The following is a 19,943-nucleotide window of genomic DNA, read 5'->3' as shown; positions in this document are numbered from 1 at the left end:
GTACCCGTGCACCCTGATGGCTACTAGGCGTTCTGCTTCTTGCGGCGCGACGCCTCGCGGGCGCGAGTGGTCGCATCCAGCTCGACCTTGCGGATGCGCACCACCTCGGGCGTCACCTCGACGCACTCGTCCTCGCGGGCGAACTCGAGGCACTCCTCGAGGGTGAGCTTGCGCGGGGGCACGAGCTTCTCGAAGTTGTCGGCCGTGGAGGAGCGCATATTGGTGAGCTGCTTCTCCTTGGTGATGTTCACGTCCATGTCGTCGGCGCGAGAGTTCTCGCCGACGATCATGCCCTCGTAGACCTCCTGCGTGGGCTCCACGAAGAACGACATGCGCTCCTGGAGGGCGATCATCGCGAACGGCGTCACCACTCCGGCGCGGTCAGCCACGATCGAGCCGTTCGTGCGGGTCTCGATCGCGCCCGCCCACGGCTCGTAGCCGTGCGCGATGGCGTTCGCGATGCCGGTTCCGCGCGTGATGGTGAGGAACTCGGTGCGGAAGCCGATGAGGCCGCGCGACGGGACGATGAACTCCATGCGCACCCAGCCTGTGCCGTGGTTCGCCATGCCGTCCATGCGGCCCTTGCGGGCGGCGAGGAGCTGGGTGATCGCGCCGAGGTACTCCTCCGGCGCGTCGATGGTGAGGTGCTCGTACGGCTCGTGCAGCTTGCCGTCGATCGTCTTGGTGACGACCTGCGGCTTGCCGACCGTGAGCTCGAAGCCCTCGCGTCGCATGTTCTCGACGAGGATGGCGAGCGCGAGCTCGCCGCGGCCCTGCACCTCCCACGCGTCGGGGCGGCCGATGTCGACGAGCTTGATGGACACGTTGCCGATGAGCTCGCGGTCAAGTCGGTCCTTGACCATGCGCGCCGTGAGCTTGTGGCCCTTGACCTTGCCGATGAGCGGGCTGGTGTTCGTACCGATCGTCATCGAGATCGCGGGGTCGTCGACCGTGATGGTCGGGAGGGGTCGCACGTCCTCGGGGTCGGCGAGGGTCTCGCCGATGGTGATGTCCTCGACGCCCGCGACGGCGACGATGTCGCCCGGCCCGGCGGACTCGGCCGGGTAGCGGTCGAGCGCGCGCGTCTTGAGCAGCTCGGTGATCCGCACGTTCGAGACCGATCCGTCGTGCTTGACCCACGCGACGGTCTGGCCCTTCTTGATCGTGCCGTTGAAGACGCGCAGCAGCGCGAGGCGGCCGAGGAAGGGGCTCGAGTCGAGGTTCGTCACCCACGCTTGAAGCGGGTGGGCGTCGTCGTAGGTCGGCGCCGGGATGTGCTTGAGGATCGCGTCGAAGAGCGGCTCGAGGTCGTCGTTGTCCGGCAGCTGGCCGTTCTCCGGCTTCGTCCAGCTCGCGGCACCGTTGCGGCCCGAGGCGTACACGACGGGCACGTCGAGCACGGCGTCGAGGTCGAGGTCGGGCATGTCCTCGTGCAGGTCGCTCGCAAGGCCGAGGAGCAGGTCCTGGCTCTCGCCGACGACCTCGTCGATGCGGGCATCCGGGCGGTCGGTCTTGTTGACGAGCAGCACGACGGGCAGCTTCGCCTCGAGGGCCTTGCGCAGCACGAAGCGGGTCTGCGGCAGAGGCCCCTCGCTCGCGTCCACGAGCAGCACGACACCGTCGACCATCGACAGGCCGCGCTCGACCTCGCCACCGAAGTCCGCGTGGCCGGGGGTGTCGATGACGTTGATGGTCACCGGTCCGTCGGTCGCGTGGACGCCGTTGTAGGTGATCGCCGTGTTCTTGGCGAGGATCGTGATGCCCTTTTCGCGCTCGAGGTCGTTGGAGTCCATCGCGCGGTCCTCGAGGTGCGCGTGGGCGTCGAACGAGTTGGTCTGGCGCAGCATGGCGTCGACGAGCGTCGTCTTGCCGTGGTCGACGTGGGCGACGATCGCCACGTTGCGCAGGTCGGAGCGTGTGGCGATCGCCATGACGTATTCCTTCTAGTTGCGGCCCTCTTCCGAGGCCTTGGAGGCAGCCCGCTCCTCGCGCCGCTCGCGCTGCGCGACCGGATCGGGCAGCGGCACGGCAGCGATGAGCCGCTGAGTGTAGGGGTCTTTGGGGGTTCGCAGGATCTCATCCCGAGTTCCCTGCTCGACAAGTCTACCGCGATGCATGACCGCGATCCTGTGCGCGAGGATGTCGACGACCGCGAGGTCGTGGCTGACGAAGAGGCATGCGAACTGGAGCTGGTCCTGGATCTCCTGCAGGAGGTCGAGGAATCGGGCCTGCACGGAGACGTCGAGGGCGCTCGTCGGCTCGTCCGCGACCAGCAGCTCCGGCGTCAGAGCGAGCGCCCGCGCGATGCCGACACGCTGCCGCTGACCGCCCGAGAGCTCGTGCGGGTAGCGGTTGCGGTAGCTCGTGGGGAGCTCAACCTGGGCGAGCAGCTCCTGCACGCGCTTGTCGAGCTCCTTGCCGCTGGCCTCCCCGGCGAGGAGCAGGGGCTCTCCGATGGACTGGCCGATGGGCATCCGGGGGTTGAGGCTCGAGCCCGGGTCTTGGAAGACGATGCCGGTCTTGCGGCGCAGCGGGCGGAGGTCGCGCAGGGACGCGTTCGAGATGTCCTGACCGACGACGGTGAGCTTTCCTTCCGCGATCGGCAGCAGGCCGACGGATGCCCGACCGAGGGTGGTCTTGCCGGAGCCCGACTCCCCCACGAGGCCCAGGATCTCTCCCGGGTAGATCTCGAGGTTGATGTCCTCCGCGGCGCGGAACGCGGGAACGCGCCCGCGCTTCGGGTACTCGATCGCGACGTTCTCGAACTTGAGCACCGGCGCCGGCTTGGGCGCGCCCGGGGCGGGTTCGGATTCGTTGATCTGCAGCGGCGCCTGGCCGAGGTGCGGCACGGCGGCCAGCAGCTGCTGGGTGTACGGATGCTGCGGCCGCTCGAACACGTCGACGACGGTGCCCGTCTCGACCGCGACGCCGTCCTTCATCACCATGATGTGGTCGGCGAGGTCGGCGACCACGCCCATGTCGTGCGTGATGAGGATGATCGCGCTGTCGAGCCGCTTGTGGAGGCTCCTCAACAGCTCGAGGATCTCCGCCTGCACGGTCACGTCGAGCGCGGTCGTGGGCTCATCGGCGATGAGCAGCACCGGGTCGCACGAGATCGACTGCGCGATCATCGCTCGCTGGCGCTGACCGCCCGAGAGCTGGTGCGGGTACTTGTTGAACGCCGTCGGCGGGTCGGGCATCTCGACCTTGGTGAGCAGGTCGATCGCGCGCTCCTTCGCCTCCTTCGGCGTGAGGTCGAAGTGCGAGCGAAGCGCCTCCATGATCTGGAAGCCCACCGTGTACACCGGGTTCAGGGCCGTCATCGGCTCCTGGAAGATCACCGCGATCTGGTTGCCCCGCACGGCGCGGAGGTCGCTCTGCGGGATGCCCTGCAGCTCCTTGCCGAGGAGCTTGATCGAGCCCGTCACCTTCGCGTTGGCGGGCAGGAGACCGAGAAGCGCCATGGAACTCGAGGACTTACCGGAACCGGACTCGCCGACGATGGCGAGCACCTCGCCACGCTGGACCTTGTAGTTGAGGCCCACCGCCGCCGGGTAGAAGGTGCCGTCGACCCAGAAGTCGACCCCGAGGTCCTTGACCTCGAGCACGGTCTCGGATGTAGCTGTTGCGGCAGTCACTTCAGGTCCTTCCCTGCGCAGTCTGCGAAGCTGGGGGCATGCGATTCGCCCCGACGAGTTTCCGACCCGCCTTCGGCCGCGGCCTGAGCATCGCCACAGCGGTCATCGTGGCCCTCGGGCTTGCGGGATTCGTGGTGGACGGCGACTGGAACGTCGTCGTGCGCTTCAGCTGGCCGCTGCTGCTGCTCGCGGCGCTCGCCTTCGCGCTGTTCTGGTTCCCGCGCGTGGACGTCGCGGAGCACGAGGTGACGGTGGTCAACGTCTTCACCACCGTGCACGTACCGTGGCCGGCCATCGAGAACGTCGACACGAAGTACGCGCTCACTCTCACCACGGCCGACGGCACGGTCACGGCGTGGGCGAGCCCCGCCCCCAACCGCTACGCGGCCCAGGCGGGCACCATGAAGGATGCCCGGCTCGCCGCCGAGGCGAGCGGAGCCAACCCGCGACCGGGCGACCTGCCGAGCACGCAGTCCGGGGCGATCGCGCTCGTCATCCGCAGCCACTGGGAGGACCTGCGCGCGCAGGGGCTCCTCGACGCAGGCCCGGAACCCGGCAGCGTCCGCAAGGAGTACCACGTCGTGACGATCGCCGTCGTGGCGGCGCTCGCCGTCGCGACGGTGCTCGGCGTGCTGCTGTAGGGCCGTCATCACAGGCCGGTCCCCATCCCGGTCGAACCGCTGGCGCGCGGCACGCGGGCCTCTGCCTCGGCCAACGGCGCCGGTCCCACCGGCGTCTTGTCACGGTCGGCGCGGGCGAGCGCGCGATCGCTCGGCATGCGCTTCTGGCGCGGGTCGAACGCGTCGCGCAAGCCGTCGCCGATGAAGTTGATGCACAGAGCGATCGCGATGATGAACACGCCAGGCCACCAGAACAACCACGGGCGCGTCGCGAACGCGACCTGGTTCTCGCTGATGATCTTGCCGAGCGAGGTGTCCGGCGCCTGCACGCCGTAGCCGAGGAAGCTGATGCCGGTCTCGATGAGGATCGCCGACGCCATGAGGAGCGTCGAGTTGACGATGATGACGCCGATCGCGTTCGGCAGGATGTGCCGGAAGATGATGCGGTTGTCGTTCGCCCCGGCCACGCGCGCCGCATCCACGAACTCGCGCTCGCGCAGGGACAGGAACTCACCGCGCACGAGTCGAGCGAGACCGGTCCACAGCAGTAGGCCGAGGATCACGGCGAGGACGGGGGCGCCGAAGTCGCCGAACCGGCGACCGAGAACCGCCGCGATGACGATGACCGGAATCGTGATGATGACGTCGGTGAAACGCATGAGCACCGAGTCGCGCCATCCGCGGTAGTAGCCGGAGACCGCACCGATCACCGTTCCGATGATCGTCGCGATGACACCCACGATGACCATGATCATGAGCGACTGCTGAGTACCTCGCATGACCACCGCGAAGATGTCTCGACCGACCTCGTCCTGGCCGAACGGGTGGTTTCCGATCGCGAACGGGAACAGGCTCAGCGTGGGCCTGCCGTTGTTCTCGATCTCGACGGCGACGTTCCAGGTGTACTGCCACCAGCCGCCGGACTTCCAGTCGCCGAAGGCGACGCCGACCGAGGTGAAGGACAGCAGGATGATGAAGGCGAGCGCGAACATCGAGATGAGGGCGCCCTTGTGGCGGAAGAACCGGCGACGGACGATCTGGCCCTGCGACAGGCCCGCGATCTCCTTGAGCTCGATGGAGTTCTCGGCCTCGGCGACGCTGCCCTCGTGGTGGCCCGGCTGCTCGACAGGGGGTGGAATGTTGCTCATCAGGACACCCGGATCCTCGGGTCGAGACCTGCGTACACGAGGTCGGCGATCAGGTTGAAGAGAATGGCGAGGCCGCCCACGACGAGGAAGAAGGCCATCACGGGGTTCGGATCGACGTGGTCGAGGCCGTTCTGGAAGAGCGCCCCCATTCCGGTCCAGCCGAACACGCGCTCGGTGATGACCGCGCCGCCGACGATGCCCCCGATGTCGAACGCGACGATCGTCGCGATCGGGATGAGGGCGTTGCGGAACGCGTGCCGCACGACGACGGTGCGCTCGGTGAGGCCCTTCGCGCGAGCGGTGCGGATGTAGTCCTGGTTCATGACCTCGAGCAGGCTCGCGCGCGAGTAGCGGGTGTAGCTCGCGAAGGAGATGAGGATGAGCGCGATCGTCGGCAGCAGCAGGTGCGTGAAGAAGTCGACGCCCATCACCCAGAGGGAGCCCTCGAGGCCGGGGGTGCTCGACCCGATCGTCGCGATCGGGCGGCCCTTGATCCGGCTCGAGTTCGCGTAGGCGTTCCAGACCGACATGAAGCGGTCGAGGGAGATGAGCGCGGCCACCAGGAAGCCGGTGATGGCGGCTGTTCGCGCGACCGGTGCCTTGTCGGCGCCGCCCGTGAACCAGCCGATCGCGAAGCTCACCGCGACGGCCAGCACCCCGAGCCCGACCCAGGTCCAGAACGTCAGGTAGTACGAGATGAACAGCATGAACGGGTAGTACATCGCGATGCCGATCGCGGCGACGATGATCGATGCGCGCAGAGCGCGGCGCTGGCGCAGACCCGTCGAGATCGCGGTGACGCCGAACGCGACACCGGCCGCCGAGAGGACGATGCCGACGATGCCGATGTGCGGGTTCGAGAACCAGTCGGTGAGCTCCATGTACACCAGGAGAGCGGCGGTGGCGACCGCGGCGATGAGGAACGTGTACAGCCGCTGGATCCCCTTGCGCGGGATGATCGACATCCAGATGACTCCGGATATCAGCGCGAGTATCACGATGAGCCACCAGGGGATGGCGGGATCTCGGAGGAAGTCGTTGAAGCCGATCGCGAGGTACTGCTTGAGGAGCACCGCGACCCAGAAGATCGGCAGGGAGAAGAACAGGAACGACAGGAACGTCACGCCGTAGTCGTAGCCGGAGTACTGCCGCAGCGCGGTCGTGATTCCGACGACGATGCCGAGGATGATCGCGACCACGGTCGCCAGCGTCACGAGCTGGAGGGTCGAGCCCATCGCCTGGCCGAGGAGCACGTTCACGGGCTGGTTCTGGACGGTCACGCCGAGGTAGCCGAAGCCCTTGCCGGTGAGGCCGAAGATGCCGCCGAGCCAGATGAAGTAGCGCAGGGGCGGGGGCACATCGAGGTTCAACAACGCTGTTCGCGCCTCGATGAGCTGCTGCTTGTTGGGGGCCGAGCTCGTCCTCAGATCCTCCAGAGGGTCGCCCGACAGGGCGACGAGGATGTACATGAGGTACGTCGCGGCGATGAAGATGAAGATCGAGGCGATGAGCCGCCTCACGACGAATGTTGCCACGGAGGGCACCTACCTAACCGGGGGTCTTCCAGCGGGTGGGCGCTGGGGCCGTGAGGCCCCAGCGCCCTGGGTGTACCTGGTGTCAGTCGGACTGACTACTCAGCGTCGGCCGAGACAGGCTCCCAATCCCAGATGTTCCAGAAGATGGTCGGGGCCAGGGTCGAAGGCGAAATGTTGGTGATCGCGTTCTGGTCGTAGGCCGTAACCGCCGGGAACTGGAAGATGGTCACTCCGTAGAAGTCATCCCACAGGATCTTGTCGATCTGCTTCATGATCTCGATCTGAGCGTCCGGGTCGAACTCCTTGCCGAGAGCGGCGGTCAGCTCGTCCATCTCGGGGTTGCTGTAGAAGTTCAGGTTGTTGATTCCACCCGTGGTGTAGGTGGGGGGCGGGCCGTTGGTCACACCGAGGCTGGTCGACTGCCATCCGAAGAGCGACGCGTCGTAGGCTCCGGGGGTGCCGAGGAGGCCACCCCAGTCGGGGCTCGAGCAGTCGGTCACGTTGAAGCCGGCCTGAGCGGCGGACTGCTGGATCAGCAGGAACTCGTTGGCACGACGGGGGTTCGTCGAGCTGAAGAGCATGCAGACCTCGGGGTTGGTGACGCCGGCCTCGGCGAGGAGCGCCTTCGCGCCCTCGATGTCGACCTCGGCGTACGCCTCCGAGCCGTTCTCCGCGACGGACTCGTCGTAGCCCTCGGCGCCGGGGAGGAAGACCTGCGAGTTACGAACCTCGGCGTCCTCCTGGAGCGGCTTGATGAGCTTGTCGACGATCTCCTGGCGCGGGATGACCTTCATGAACGCCTCACGGATGAGGGGGTTGTTGAAGTGTCCGCTCTTCGACTGGTCGAACTGGAGGTCGATGTGCTCGTACGTTCCCTCGTAGCCGCCGATGACGGTCACGTCGAGAGCGGCGAGCGCCTCGGCGACGTCCGCGGTAGCCTGCGGGCTGATGAGCTGGACCTCACCGTTCTGGAGCGCCTGGACGGCGGCCAGCGGGTCGGTGATGAACCGGACGGTGATCTCCTCCACCTTGGGGAGGTTGTCGCCGGTGTACTCCGGGTTCGCGGTCAGCGTGACGTACTGGTCGGCGACGAAGTCGGTGATCATGTACGGGCCGCTCGCGAGCACGAGGTCGGTGTTGTCGGGCATCTCGGTGAAGTTGAAGCCCGAGTTCCAGAAGCTCGAGATCGCGGCGAGCGCCTCGGCGTCGTCGTTCTCGATCGCGTCGTAGATCGCGTCCTTGGCCTCCTGGTTGTCCTCGATGCCGAGGGCGTTCTTGGCGACCACGTGCGCGGGAAGCGGCGACGTGAGCTGGAGCTCCCAGTCGACGAAGGGCTCGTCGTAGGTCATCGTGATCGACTTCTTGTCGTCGCTCACCTCAGGGGTAGTCGAGACGAGGCCGAGGCCGACCGACGGGTCGGCGCCGGAGTCGAAGTACACGACGTCCGTCGGGAAGTCGTCGGTGAACTCGCCGGTGTCGGGGTCGGTGAACTCCGACGCGTCGAAGTCCGGCGTGTCGAGGGCGCGCGAGAGGGCGGCCCACTGGAGGAGGAGGTCAGCGGCGTCGACCGCGGTGCCGTCCGACCACTTCACGCCATCGGCGATCGTGTACTTGACGACGAGCGGGTCCTCGGAGACGAGCTCGTAGGTGCCGAAGGACGTGTCCTTCACCAGCTCCGGAACGTCGTTGTAGTAGTTGAAGCCACCGAGGGTCGCGTACGTGATGTTGTTGTTGGCCGTCGCGTTACCGAACGACGTGTTGCCGTTGTACGAGTAGAACGGCTGGTTCCACGCCACGGACAGCGACGAGCCCTCGACGATCTCGGACTGCGGCGCGGCGCAGCCCGAGAGGACGAGAGCACCAGCCGCGACCGTGGCAGCAGCTGCCGCGAATCGTCTGATTCTCAATTTTCCTCCTGTGCAAGATGAGCAATCGGCACGGCGTTCCTAGGCGCCGTGTCGCGCTTGGTAGTTGACACCCTAAGCGGGGCCATTTCCCTCGCAAAACTGTAGGCGCAAACGTTACACAGTGGTAACGAACTCACGAATTCGTTGCGCGGTATGGAGCTTTCTTGCATCAATTCCTCGCAGCTTGCACGAATCGTGCGCCACAGTCTCGGAGATGGCGTGATCGAGCGTGATCCGCGGCGTACCATCGAGGGGTGAGCGAAGCGCGATTGTCGAAACCCTCCAGCGGCCCGCTGCTCGTCTTCGACGGCGACTGTGCGTTCTGCACGACCTCCGTCAACGCCCTCGAGAAGCTCCTCCCGGCGTTTCCGCCCACCTCGCCATGGCAGTGGCTCGACCTCGACGAACTGGGACTCTCCATCGACGACGTGACGCGCTACGCGTGGGTCGTGACGCCCACCCACCAGTACGCGGGGCACCTGGCCTTCTCCGCCCTGCTCCGGATGCAGCGGGCGCCGGGCTGGCGGTTCCTCGGGCACCTCATCGCGACGCCGCCCTTCTCTTGGGCCGCCGCGCTCGGCTATCGCTTCATCGCCGCCAACCGGCACCGCCTGCCGGGCGGCACCCCCGCGTGCGCACTGCCGCCGGCCGCGCGGTGACGCGCCTCGCGGCGGGCAGCTACCCGCTCGCGGATCGAGGCGACGCGAGCAGGGCGCGGTTGTGGGCGGAGATCCTCATCGTGCTCGGCCTCTCGCTCGGGGCATCCGCCGCCTACTCGGTGGTCGCCATCATCAACCGCACCACGCGCGACCAGGCCCTCTCCGACCAGACGGCGACGCTCAACCCCTCGCTCAGCGACCGACCCGTCTTCGACCTGATCTACCAGCTCATGGGCATCTTCTTCGACCTGGTGCCGGTCGCGCTCGTCGCGTTCCTGCTGTGGCGGGTCGCGCGGCCGCACCTCAGCCGGCTCGGCATCGACGGCACCCGGCCCGTGCGGGACGGCCTGCACGGGGTCGTTCTCGCCCTGGTCATCGGCATCCCCGGAATCGGCGTCTACCTCGCAGGGCGCGAGCTCGGGCTCACCGTGAACGTCGTGGCCAATGCGCTCTCCGAGCACTGGTGGACAGTTCCGGTGCTCGTGCTCTCGGCGCTGCGCGCGGGAGTCACCGAGGAGGTCATCGTCATCGGCTACCTGTTCGCGCGGCTGCGCGACCTCGGGTGGCGCACGTGGCCGATCATCCTCGTCAGCGCCGTGCTCCGCGGCAGCTACCACCTGTACCAGGGCTTCGGCGCGTTCGTCGGCAACGTTGCGATGGGCATCCTGTTCGGCTGGCTCTACACCCGGACGGGGAGAGTGCTGCCGCTCGTCATCGCACACATCCTGATCGACTCGGCGATCTTCGTCGGCTACCCGTGGGCGGCCGCGACATTCCCCGGGTTGTTCGGGGCACCAGCAAGCTAGTCGGCGAATGCTTCGATCGGCGGGCAGGCGCACACGAGGTTGCGGTCGCCGAACGCGTTGTCGATGCGCCGCACCGGCGGCCAGTACTTGCCGCGGATGATGCTGCGCACCGGGTAGACCGCCTGCTCCCGCGAGTACGCGTGCGCCCACTCCCCCTCGATGACCGATTGGGCGGTGTGCGGAGCGTGCACGAGCGGGTTGTCGTCGGCGGGCCAGACACCCGCAGCGACGGCATCCGCCTCCTCCTTGATCGCGATCATCGCGTCGATGAAGCGGTCGATCTCGGCGAGGTCCTCGCTCTCCGTCGGCTCGACCATGAGAGTGCCCGCGACCGGGAACGACATCGTGGGCGCGTGGAAGCCGAAGTCGATGAGGCGCTTCGCGACATCGTTGTTGTCGATACCCGTCGCCTCTTTGAGCGGACGCAGGTCGAGGATGCACTCGTGCGCGACGAGCCCGTTGTCTCCCGAATACAGCACCGGGTAGTACTCGCGCAGGCGCACCGCGACGTAGTTGGCCGCGAGCACCGCCGCGCCGGTCGCCGCCTTGAGCCCCTCGGCGCCCATCATGCGCACGTAGGCCCAGGAGATCGGCAGGATGCTCGGGCTGCCGAACGGGGCGGCGGAGACGATGTTCCGGTGCGCGGGCCGTTCGGCTTCGGGGACGAAGTCGCGCTGCGCGAGCGGGTGCGACGGCAGGAACGGAGCGAGGTGCGCTTTCGCCGCCACGGGCCCGACGCCGGGCCCGCCACCGCCGTGCGGGATGCAGAAGGTCTTGTGGAGGTTCAGGTGGGAGACATCTCCGCCAAAATCTCCGAACCGCGCGTAGCCCAGCAGGGCGTTGAGGTTGGCGCCGTCGACGTACACCTGGCCGCCGGCCTCATGGACCGCGTCCGCGATCGCCCGCACCTCGTGCTCGTACACGCCGTGCGTCGACGGGTAGGTGATCATGAGCGCCGCGAGGCTGTCCGCGTGGAGGGCGACCTTCGCCCGGAGGTCGTCGAGGTCGACGTTGCCGAGCTCATCGCACTCGACGACGACCACGCGCATCCCCGCGAGCACGGCGCTCGCCGCGTTCGTACCGTGCGCGCTCGACGGAATGAGGCACACCGTGCGCTCGACGTCCCCGCGCGAGCGGTGGTAGCCCCGGATCGCGAGCAGACCCGCGAGCTCGCCCTGGCTACCGGCATTGGGCTGGAGGGAGACGGAGTCGTACCCCGTCACCTCGGCGAGCCAGGTCTGCAGCTGGCCGATGAGCTCGAGGTAGCCCTCGACGTCGGACTCGGGCGCGAAGGGGTGCAGCCCCGCGAACTCGGGCCAGGTCACCGCCTCCATCTCGGTGGCGGCATTGAGCTTCATCGTGCAGGAGCCGAGCGGGATCATGCCGCGGTCGAGCGCGTAATCCTTATCGGCGAGGTACTTGAGGTAGCGCATCATCGCCGTCTCGCTCCGGTGCGTGTTGAACACCGGGTGGGTGAGGTAGGCCGAGGTGCGGGCGAGGGCGGGCAGGTATTCGTGCTGGTGCTCGGAGTCGAGGGCGAACCAGCGCTCCGGGTCCTTCGCAAACGGGCCCGTCGCCGTGCCGAGGTCCCGCTCCCCCGTCGCCCCGAGCGCCTCGAGGAGGGTCGGCAGAACGGTCTCGATGTCGAGCGCCGTGACCTCGTCCACCGAGAACGACACCGTGGTGGCGTCGGCGGCATGCAGGAGGATGTCGTGCTCGAGCGCCGCCGCGACGACAGCCGGGGCATCCGCAACCGACACGGTCAGGGTGTCGAAGTAGCTGTCGTGGACGGGGGCGAGCCCGCGGGCGCGAAGCTCCTTCGCGGTCAGCACGGTGGCCGCGTGCACTCGCTGCGCGATGCGCTTGAGGCCGTCGGGACCGTGGTAGACCGCGTACATGGACGCCATCACGGCGAGGAGCACCTGGGCGGTGCAGATGTTCGAGGTGGCCTTCTCGCGGCGGATGTGCTGCTCGCGCGCCTGCAGGGAGAGGCGGTACGCGGGATGCCCCGCGGCATCCTGGGACACGCCGACGAGCCGCCCCGGCAGCTGGCGCTCGAGCCCGGCTCTGACGGCCATGTACCCGGCGTGCGGGCCGCCGAAGCCCATCGGGACGCCGAGGCGCTGCGACGTGCCGACGGCGACGTCGGCGCCGAGCTCGCCCGGGGAGGTCAGCAGGGTGAGGGCGAGCAGATCGGCCGCGACCACCGAGACACCGCCCTGATCCTTGACGGCGGCGATGACCTCGCGCGGGTCCCACACCCGGCCCGAGGCGCCGGGGTACTGCACCAGAACGCCGAAGCTCGCGGGAATGCCCGCCTCGAGCGCCTCCGGGAGCGCGAGCTCGAGCAGCTCGATGCCGACCGCCTCCGCGCGGTTCGCGAGGAGCGCCTTCGTCTGCGGCAGCGCGTCGCGGTCGACCAGGAAGACGTTGGACGACGAGCCGGATGCCCGCCGCGCGAGCAGCATCGCCTCGACCACGGCGGTGCCCTCATCGAGCATCGACGCGTTCGCCGTGGCGAGACCGGTGAGGTCGGAGACCATCGTCTGGAAGTTGATGAGCGCCTCGAGGCGCCCCTGCGAGATCTCCGGCTGGTAGGGCGTGTAGGCGGTGTACCAGCTCGGGTTCTCGAGCACGTTGCGCTTGATCACGGCGGGCGTGATGGTGTCGTAGTAGCCGAGTCCGATCATGCTGCGGCGGACGCGGTTGCGGCGGGCGAGCGCGCGCAGTTCGGCGAGCGCCTCGCGCTCGCTCGCGGGAGCAGGGATCGTGCTGCGCTCGAGAGGCTGAACGTGGATAGCGGGAGGAACCGCAGCATCCACGAGTTCTTCGACGGAGCCGTAGCCGACCACCTCGAGCATGTGCTTCTGGGCGGCGGAGTCCGTGCCGATGTGGCGGGACTGGAATGCGTCGGTCATCACTCTCCGGTCAGTGCGGCGTACTCGTCCGCGGTCAGCAGGGCGGGGAGCTCGGTGAACTCCACCTTGACGAGCCAGCCCTCGCCGAACGGGTCGGAGTTGACGAGCTCGGGGCTGTCGACGACCGCCTGGTTGGCCTCGACGACGGTGCCGTCGACCGGGGCGAACAGCTCGCCGACCGACTTCGTCGACTCGATCTCGCCGACGACGGTGCCGCTCGCGAGGCTCGATCCGACCTTCGGGAGATCGACGTAGACGATGTCGCCGAGCTTCTCCGCCGCGTAGGCGGTGATGCCCACCGTCGCGACGGAGCCCTCGACGAGCACCCACTCGTGCTCGGCCGTGTACTTCAGGGCGGAGAGATCAGTCATGGTTCTCGTCTTTCTTGTAGAAGGGCAGGGGGACGACGGTCGCGGGGATCCGCGAGCCGCGCACATCGATGTCGAGCACGGTGCCCGGCTCGGAGACGGCCGGGTCGACATAGGCCATGGCGATCGGATGCCCGAGCGTCGGCGACAGCGCCCCGCTCGTGATCACGCCCACCTGCTCGTCGCCGTGCAGCACCGCGTAGTCGGCCCGTCCGGCGCGCTTGCCCTCGGCGACCAGACCGACGAGCACTCGCGCACCCTCGGCTGGGCCCGCCTCGATACCGGATCGGCCGACAAAGTCGACCGTCTTCGTCTTGAGCGGCACGACCCGGCCGAGCCCGGCCTGCACCGGCAGGGTGTCGAGGCCCAGCTCGTGGCCGTACAGGGGCATCCCGGCCTCGAGCCGCAGCGTGTCGCGGGCGGCGAGGCCGCACGGGATGAGCCCGAGAGGCTCGCCGGCGGCCAGGAGAGCAGTCCACAGGGATGCAGCATCCCCCGCCCCGACGAAGAGCTCGAAGCCGTCCTCGCCCGTGTAACCGGTGCGGCCCACGAGGAGCGGAGTGCCCTGGAAGCGCATGCCCATGCACGCGTAGTACGGCAGCACGTCGAGGGTGTGCCCCATGGCGACGGCGTCGTCCTGCTCCAGACCCGCCGTCGCCTCCAGGATCTCGCGCGAGCGCGGGCCCTGCACGGCGATGAGGGCGATCGCCTCGGTCGCGTCCGTGAGCGCGGCTTCGAAGCCGTCGATCCGCTCGCTGAGCGCGGCCACAACGGGCTCGCGGTTGCCCGCATTCGCGACGACGAGGTACTCGCCGGGGGCGTTCTGGTACACGATCAGGTCGTCGATGATGCCGCCCTCAGGGGTGAGGATCATCGTGTACTTCGCCTTGGAGAGCGCGATCGCCGAGATGTTGCCGGCGAGCGCGAAGTCGAGGAATGCGGCCGCCTGCGGGCCGGTCACGCTCAGCTCCGCCATGTGCGAGATGTCGAAGATGCCTGCCGCGGTGCGCACCGCGGCGTGCTCGGCGAGATCGGAGCTGTACCGCACCGGCATCTGCCAGCCTGCGAAGTCGGTGAAGCTCGCGCCGGCATCCACGTGGAGCTGGTGCAGCGGGGTCGAAGAAGCGGGCACGGAGTTCTCCTGGCTTGGGCGGCGGTAGAACTCCCCCTCTGTCATGGAGCCTGAGAGCTTCGCGCGTTGTTCGCGCTTTCACCATCGGCGGCGCTGCACGCAGCGCGCTTTCCAGAGTGGCCTTCTCGATGCGGTACGTAGACCTGAGAGATTGGCGGGGAGGCTTGCTCCTTCGGTGCCCCCTCCAGGAGGGAGCTCTCCCGCATCGTGTTTGCGGCCCGGTGTTCGGTTGTGCGGCCCAGCCTACATCGCCCGTGTTACCGGACGATGACGAATCCGCTTATGCGGCGCGGCGGCGACGGGATGCGACGAGCACGAGACCGGCGAGCGCGAGCATCCCGCCCGCGACGGCGATCGGCGTGGCGTCGAATCCGGTCGCGGCGAGCGCCGGCGGGGCAGCCGCGGGAACGAGGGCCACCCACCAACCGCTGAAGTCCTCACCGGTCGCTGCGTCGACGATGTTTCCGGAAAGCTGCGGGTCGACGCCGAAGGTGGCGAGCGGGGTGCTCCAGAGCGCGGTGTAGTTGTCGTCGCCCGGGTACTCGACCACCCAGGCGGTGCCGGCGCTGTCGATCGCCAGTCCCCAGGTGTTGGTGCCCTCGGTCGAGAATGTCCACGACGCGACGTAGGTCGCCGTCACGGCGACGGGGTCGACGAGGAAGAGGTCGCCGTTCTCCTGCAGCAGGTACAGGTCACCGGTGCTCGGGTCCACCGAGAAGCCGTAGCCATCGTCGGTGAGCGCGGCGAGCGGGCCGAGAAGAGTCGCGGCGCCGGTCGCGAGATCGAGGGAGTAGAGGTTCACGCCGCTGTTGAAGTACGCGTTGCCCTCGAGGTCGATCACAAGAGCATAGGGGTTGACCGGGGCGTCGCCCACGAGGATGTCGGCGACCTTGGTCGGAACACCCGTCTCGAGGTTCCACGTCACGAGTTCGGAGGTGCCGCTGTCCCAGACGCTTCCGTAGTAGGTGCTCGTCGTGCGGTCCCACGCGCCCTGATAGCTGCACACGAAGTCGAAGCTACCGGTGCCGATCGCGGTGCTCACCCCGGTCGCCGGGTCAACTCGGAAGACCTCAGCCGCGGGATAATCCTCCGTGCAGCTGGCGGCGAGCAGCGACTCGCCTGCCGGGAGCGCCGGGGCAGCGGCGTGCGCGGGCGCTGCGGCAAACGTCAGGGCGGCGGCAACGCCAAGGGCGGCGAGAATTCGGGCGGTCTTCACGGGGATGCGGCTCCTCGGACGGCGGAAGGGGTTGGGTCGAGCGTACAGGTATTTTTCAGGTTCCCGGAACGCCGCTCTCACGCGATCGTTCGGGCGACGAGCGTGCGTGCCGACGGGAGGGAGGCGACGGGGGCGAACCCGTGTCGCTCGAACATCGAGAGGGTTCCGGTCGAGAAGCCGGCCGGGAGCCGACCTCCGCGCTTCGATGCGTCGATCGGGTAGCCCTCGATCCCTGTGGCGCCATGAGCCTCGGCGTGGTCGATCGCGGCGGCGAGCATCCCGTCGGCCACGCCCTGTCGGCGGGCGGCGCGGGGAACCAGCATGCAGTACACGGACCAAACGCCTGGATCGTCGAGCGCGAACGGGCTCTCCTTGACGACGAGCCTGCTGGATGTCACGTGCCGGAGACGCACCCGCGGCTCGACGCCGCACCACCCCACCGGCTCGCCCTCACGCAGCGCGACGAGACCGCGAGGCGGATCGAGGGACTCGACCTGCTCGACGAGCAGTTCGCGGCGCGACTCGCGCGTCGTGTCGCGCCACTGCGCGTTCGACAGCACGTGGAACTGGCACCAGCAGTCGCGCGAGGTGGCCTCGTCCCGCAGCACGGCCTCGACCGCGGCGCGACCGGCGACGGCCGCGGGAACGATGTCGATGTCCATGGGGAGGAGCATCCCACAACCTGCCGACCATCGAGCCGTCAGCGGGTGGGGCCGTTGGCCGGCCCGGCTCTCAGCAGAGCTCGAAGCCGAAATCCCCCGTCGTGTTCGTCAGGGGAGGACTTCTCGACCGAGTGGTGCGAGCATGAAGGGCATGTCGATTCTCCGAACCATCCCCGAGGACGAGGCGACCGGGCTCGTCGCCGAACTCTACGCCGAGGACATCGCCGACCTCGGCTACGTGCCGACCTACACGAAGGCCATGGCGCTCAACCCGGAGGCGGTGAAGGCCTTCAGCGCTCTTGCGGGAGCGATCGCGCGGCCTCTCGGTATGCGCAACTACGAGCTCGTCACGCTCGCTGCGGCCGAGGCGCTCGGCTCCGACATGTGCCGGCTCGCCCACAGCCGCAAGTCGCTCAAGTACATGAGCGCCGACGAGGTCGTCGCGATCGCCCGCGACTACCGCGCTGCCGGACTCAGCGAGGCCGAAGTAGCGATGATGGACTACGCCGCGAAGCTGAGCCGCGACGCCGAGACAATGTCCGACGCGGACAGCGAACGGCTTCGTGAGCTTGGTTTCGACGACGCGCAGATCGTCAACATCACCCTCGCCGCGGGGCTGCGCAACCTCTACAGCCGCTCGCTGCACGCGCTCGCCGTCGAACTCGACGTGCCTCCCGGCCTCCCGGCGGGCGTACTTGAGGCGGTGCGCTCCTAGCGCCGCTTGACCGCCTTGCCGAAGCCCACGTAGCGCCAGTCCTGAGGCACTCGGTTGAAGACGGCATCGTCGGCCGCCGCGAGCGCCCCGCGCTGCGCCTCCGTCACACCGAAGAGCGAGAGGAAACCCGTCGAGCGGAACTCGTGGCGGTCGAAGACCGCGAGCATCCCGCGCAGTTCCTTCGGCGAGACGAAGCGCCAGGATGCCCGTCGGACGCGGTAGGCGACCGCCCGGGCCGCGCGATGAAGCCACGTGCCGCGAAGGTTCTCCGCGTAGAGGAGGGTTCCGCCGGGCTTGAGCGCGGCGTGGATCTGCCGGATGACTCCCGCCTGCGCCTCGACCGTGGACGCGGCCCCGCCGAGCACCGATTTGAAGATCACGATGTCGAACTCGCCCTCGTAGGGGATGTCGTTCGCATCGATGTCCTCGTAGGCGATCGAGCGGATGCCGAACCGCTCGTGCAGCGGGGACGCCTGCTCGCGCGTGTTCTGGAAGTTGGAGCACGTCACCTCGTGCCCCTGCAGCGCGAGCCACAGCGACGGGCCGCCCGGACCGGCGCCGATCTCGAGGCAGCGGAGCGGGGCGGCGGACGCCGGCAGCTCGGCGCGCCAGTAGTCGACTGCCTTCGACCAGGTGCGCACGTCCCACCCGACGATGTCCGCGGCGGTGATATCGACGACGGACTCCCCCATGCCTCCCAGGCTACCGGGGGTCGGTCTGGGCGGCTACCGGGTCAGTCGGTGAGCCCGGCGCTGTAGATCGCCGCGGCCCAGATGTTCGTGGCGATGACCGCGAAGCCGAGCACGACCGCGGCGAAGCCGAGCACCTTCGAGATCAGTGCGGGCGAACGCACGGAGATCGCCCCCATGACGATGCCGGTCGCCCAGAGGAAGCCGGTGCCGAAGGCTGGGCCGCTCAGGTTGCTGTAGCGGAGCCGGATGCCCGTGGCGCCGCTCTCGATGATCTGGCCGGGAAGCGCGACCACGCACACGAGGACGGCGACGACCGACACCGCGACAGCGGCGATCGCGAGGGGGCTGACGGGCCCGCGGGTGAGCGGGAGGCTTCGCGCGGTGCCAGCCGTGACGGCGAAGACCAGCAGGATGATCCCCGCGACGACCGCGGTCGCGGTGATCGCGAAGTTGATGAACATCTCAACGGGGGCATTGCTCGGGAAGCCCGCTCCGGCGACCTGACCGCCGATCCCCGCCGCGATCAGGGCGATGCCGATGACGCCGCGCCAGACCGCCTGCGGGATGCTCCGCGCGGCGAACAGCACGGGTGCGTCCGGCACGACGGGGATCGGCCCGTAGGCAGGGGGCGGCGGAACGGCGGAGGAGTCGGTCACGCTGTCAGGGTAGCCTGTGCATCCGTCGCCGTCGTGTCCGGCAGCACGACCCACACGCGCGCGCCTCCGAGCGGCGAGTCCTCGACCCCGATTCGGCCGCCGTGGGACTCCGCGATCCGACGGCACGTCGCGAGGCCGATGCCGAGTCCGGTGCCCTCGGTCGTGCTGCCCCGCTCGAGCAGCCCGAAGACGCGCTCGCGGTCATCGACGGGGATGCCCGGGCCGTTGTCGTCCACGGTGAGCCGCACCGCGTCCCCCACGTGCTCGGCGCGGATCGCGATGCGGGGAGAAACCCCGGCCGCGCTCGAGAACTTGATCGCGTTGGCGACGAGGTTCTGCAGGAGAGCGCGCAGGAGTGTGGGGTCGCCGACGACGACGGGGTCGGCCGCCTCGACGGCGACACTCGCCCCGGTGGATTCGATCGCGGCATCCAGATCTTCGATGACGGACGAGGCGAGCTCGGCGACGTCGGTCTCGACGCGGCGCGGCTGCACCCCCTCCGCTCTCGCGTACGCGAGGAGGTCCACGACCATGTCGGTCATGCGGGCGGCGACCGAGCGCGCGCGGGCGACCGACTCCGCAGCCATCGGGGCGTCGGTGAGTCCCGGGTCGTCCTCGGCGAGTTCGAGGAACCCGCCGAGCGCGGTCAGCGGGTTGCGCAGATCGTGACTCACCTGGCTCGCGAACTGGGCGAGCTGCTCGTTCGAGCGCCGCAACTCGGCGGCGACCCGGCGCAGTTCGAGGATCTCGACGACCTGCCGCGCGATCGTGTCGAGGGCCTCGCTCTGCTGAGCCGTCAGCTCGCCGACCTCGTCGTCGAACACGCACAGGGTGCCGATAGTGATGCCCGCCGGCGTCACGATCGGGCTCGAGGCGTAGAAGCGCACGGTCGCGATCTGTCCCGTGACGAAGGGGTTCTGCGCGAACCGCGGGTCCTCGCGGGCGTCGGTGACCCAGATGTGCCGCGATTCGTGCAGCACCGCGGCGCACATGGAATCCTCGCGAGCGCAGACGGCGGGCTCCAACCCGATGGCCGCGATCTGGTGCTGGTGGGTGTCATCGATGATGTTGACGACAGCGGTCGGTACTCCGCACACGGCCGCGGCGAGGGCGACGAGGCGCTCCAGGTGCGGCAGACGCTCGGCCCCGACAATGCGATAATCGGCAATCGCGTCGCGTCGCGCGACGTGTGCGTCAGTGCTCACGTTCTCCCCCAGGACAGTGTCTCCTCGGAAGTCTGGCATGGATGGCCGCTCCCCCGTGAGTGGCAA

General features: G+C 68.5%; 17 protein-coding genes and 2 riboswitches. Of the genes, 4 read left to right on the top strand and 13 right to left on the bottom strand.

The annotated features are described in order from the left end of the window. Window positions 1-23: 23 nt before the first annotated feature. On the bottom strand, window positions 24-1,931 hold the full coding sequence (gene typA / locus Q5716_RS03595; RefSeq protein ID WP_305001719.1) for a translational GTPase TypA: 1,908 nt from the start codon (window positions 1,929-1,931) through the stop codon (window positions 24-26). Between the two features lie 12 nt (window positions 1,932-1,943). Continuing rightward, the gene (locus Q5716_RS03590) at window positions 1,944-3,638 is read right to left on the bottom strand and encodes a dipeptide ABC transporter ATP-binding protein (RefSeq protein WP_305001718.1); all 1,695 of its coding nucleotides are present in this window, start codon (window positions 3,636-3,638) and stop codon (window positions 1,944-1,946) included. Window positions 3,639-3,676: 38 nt separating this feature from the next. Here Q5716_RS03590 and Q5716_RS03585 point away from each other — a divergent pair, with 38 nt between their 5' ends. Beyond that, a complete protein-coding gene (locus tag Q5716_RS03585) occupies window positions 3,677-4,279 on the top strand; it encodes a PH domain-containing protein (RefSeq protein WP_305001716.1) in 603 nt (200 codons plus the stop codon). An 8-nt stretch (window positions 4,280-4,287) separates the two neighbouring features. Here Q5716_RS03585 and Q5716_RS03580 read toward each other — a convergent pair whose 3' ends face one another. The 3 genes from Q5716_RS03580 to Q5716_RS03570 form a co-directional block, all read right to left on the bottom strand. After that, the gene (locus Q5716_RS03580) at window positions 4,288-5,406 is read right to left on the bottom strand and encodes an ABC transporter permease (RefSeq protein WP_305001715.1); all 1,119 of its coding nucleotides are present in this window, start codon (window positions 5,404-5,406) and stop codon (window positions 4,288-4,290) included. Then, window positions 5,406-6,941, bottom strand: a complete 1,536-nt coding sequence (locus Q5716_RS03575; RefSeq protein ID WP_305001714.1) for an ABC transporter permease — start codon at window positions 6,939-6,941, stop codon at window positions 5,406-5,408. The genes Q5716_RS03580 and Q5716_RS03575 overlap by 1 nt, the downstream gene beginning before the upstream one ends. Window positions 6,942-7,036: 95 nt before the next feature. After that, window positions 7,037-8,848, bottom strand: coding sequence for an ABC transporter family substrate-binding protein (locus Q5716_RS03570; RefSeq protein ID WP_305001713.1), 1,812 nt, complete (start codon window positions 8,846-8,848; stop codon window positions 7,037-7,039). Window positions 8,849-9,102: 254 nt separating this feature from the next. On the opposite strand from Q5716_RS03570, the gene Q5716_RS03565 reads away from it, so the two are divergent. Further along, complete coding sequence (locus Q5716_RS03565; RefSeq protein ID WP_305001712.1) at window positions 9,103-9,507, top strand: thiol-disulfide oxidoreductase DCC family protein; 405 nt, start codon at window positions 9,103-9,105, stop codon at window positions 9,505-9,507. Next, window positions 9,504-10,313, top strand: coding sequence for a CPBP family intramembrane glutamic endopeptidase (locus Q5716_RS03560; RefSeq protein WP_305002959.1), 810 nt, complete (start codon window positions 9,504-9,506; stop codon window positions 10,311-10,313). The genes Q5716_RS03565 and Q5716_RS03560 overlap by 4 nt, the downstream gene beginning before the upstream one ends. On the opposite strand, the gene gcvP is transcribed toward Q5716_RS03560, so the two are convergent. The 5 genes from gcvP to Q5716_RS03535 form a co-directional block, all read right to left on the bottom strand. Continuing rightward, the gene (gcvP, locus tag Q5716_RS03555; protein ID WP_305001711.1) at window positions 10,310-13,231 is read right to left on the bottom strand and encodes an aminomethyl-transferring glycine dehydrogenase; all 2,922 of its coding nucleotides are present in this window, start codon (window positions 13,229-13,231) and stop codon (window positions 10,310-10,312) included. The two genes, Q5716_RS03560 and gcvP, sit on opposite strands and share 4 nt — an antisense overlap. Further along, the gene (gene gcvH / locus Q5716_RS03550) at window positions 13,231-13,602 is read right to left on the bottom strand and encodes a glycine cleavage system protein GcvH (protein ID WP_305001710.1); all 372 of its coding nucleotides are present in this window, start codon (window positions 13,600-13,602) and stop codon (window positions 13,231-13,233) included. Before gcvH ends, gcvP begins: the two co-directional genes overlap by 1 nt. Then, complete coding sequence (gcvT, locus tag Q5716_RS03545) at window positions 13,595-14,776, bottom strand: glycine cleavage system aminomethyltransferase GcvT (RefSeq protein ID WP_305001709.1); 1,182 nt, start codon at window positions 14,774-14,776, stop codon at window positions 13,595-13,597. The genes gcvH and gcvT overlap by 8 nt, the downstream gene beginning before the upstream one ends. Continuing rightward, window positions 14,763-14,851: riboswitch (glycine riboswitch) on the bottom strand. It overlaps the preceding gene by 14 nt. A gap of 1 nt (window position 14,852) precedes the next feature. Further along, window positions 14,853-14,944: riboswitch (glycine riboswitch) on the bottom strand. Between the two features lie 67 nt (window positions 14,945-15,011). Further along, on the bottom strand, window positions 15,012-15,947 hold the full coding sequence (locus Q5716_RS03540; protein WP_305001708.1) for an NHL repeat-containing protein: 936 nt from the start codon (window positions 15,945-15,947) through the stop codon (window positions 15,012-15,014). Window positions 15,948-16,024: 77 nt separating this feature from the next. Next, window positions 16,025-16,609 (bottom strand): GNAT family N-acetyltransferase, encoded by a 585-nt coding sequence (locus Q5716_RS03535; RefSeq protein ID WP_305001707.1) that lies wholly within the window; start codon window positions 16,607-16,609, stop codon window positions 16,025-16,027. Between the two features lie 151 nt (window positions 16,610-16,760). Between Q5716_RS03535 and Q5716_RS03530 the strand changes: the two genes are divergently transcribed. After that, a complete protein-coding gene (locus tag Q5716_RS03530; protein ID WP_305001706.1) occupies window positions 16,761-17,324 on the top strand; it encodes a carboxymuconolactone decarboxylase family protein in 564 nt (187 codons plus the stop codon). Here Q5716_RS03530 and Q5716_RS03525 read toward each other — a convergent pair. Genes Q5716_RS03525 through Q5716_RS03515 form a run of 3 tightly spaced genes read right to left on the bottom strand, consistent with a single transcriptional unit; the run spans window position 17,321 to window position 19,877 of the window. Continuing rightward, on the bottom strand, window positions 17,321-18,016 hold the full coding sequence (locus Q5716_RS03525; RefSeq protein ID WP_305001705.1) for a class I SAM-dependent methyltransferase: 696 nt from the start codon (window positions 18,014-18,016) through the stop codon (window positions 17,321-17,323). The genes Q5716_RS03530 and Q5716_RS03525 overlap by 4 nt on opposite strands. 41 nt (window positions 18,017-18,057) lie before the next feature. Then, complete coding sequence (locus Q5716_RS03520; protein ID WP_305001704.1) at window positions 18,058-18,672, bottom strand: hypothetical protein; 615 nt, start codon at window positions 18,670-18,672, stop codon at window positions 18,058-18,060. After that, on the bottom strand, window positions 18,669-19,877 hold the full coding sequence (locus Q5716_RS03515; RefSeq protein ID WP_305001703.1) for a sensor histidine kinase: 1,209 nt from the start codon (window positions 19,875-19,877) through the stop codon (window positions 18,669-18,671). The genes Q5716_RS03520 and Q5716_RS03515 overlap by 4 nt, the downstream gene beginning before the upstream one ends. Between the last annotated feature and the right edge of the window lie 66 nt (window positions 19,878-19,943).

Origin of the sequence: Antiquaquibacter soli (assembly GCF_030580675.1) — a bacterium.
Classification (GTDB): domain Bacteria; phylum Actinomycetota; class Actinomycetes; order Actinomycetales; family Microbacteriaceae; genus Rhodoglobus; species Rhodoglobus soli.
This window is presented reverse-complemented; position numbering and strand designations above follow the sequence as displayed.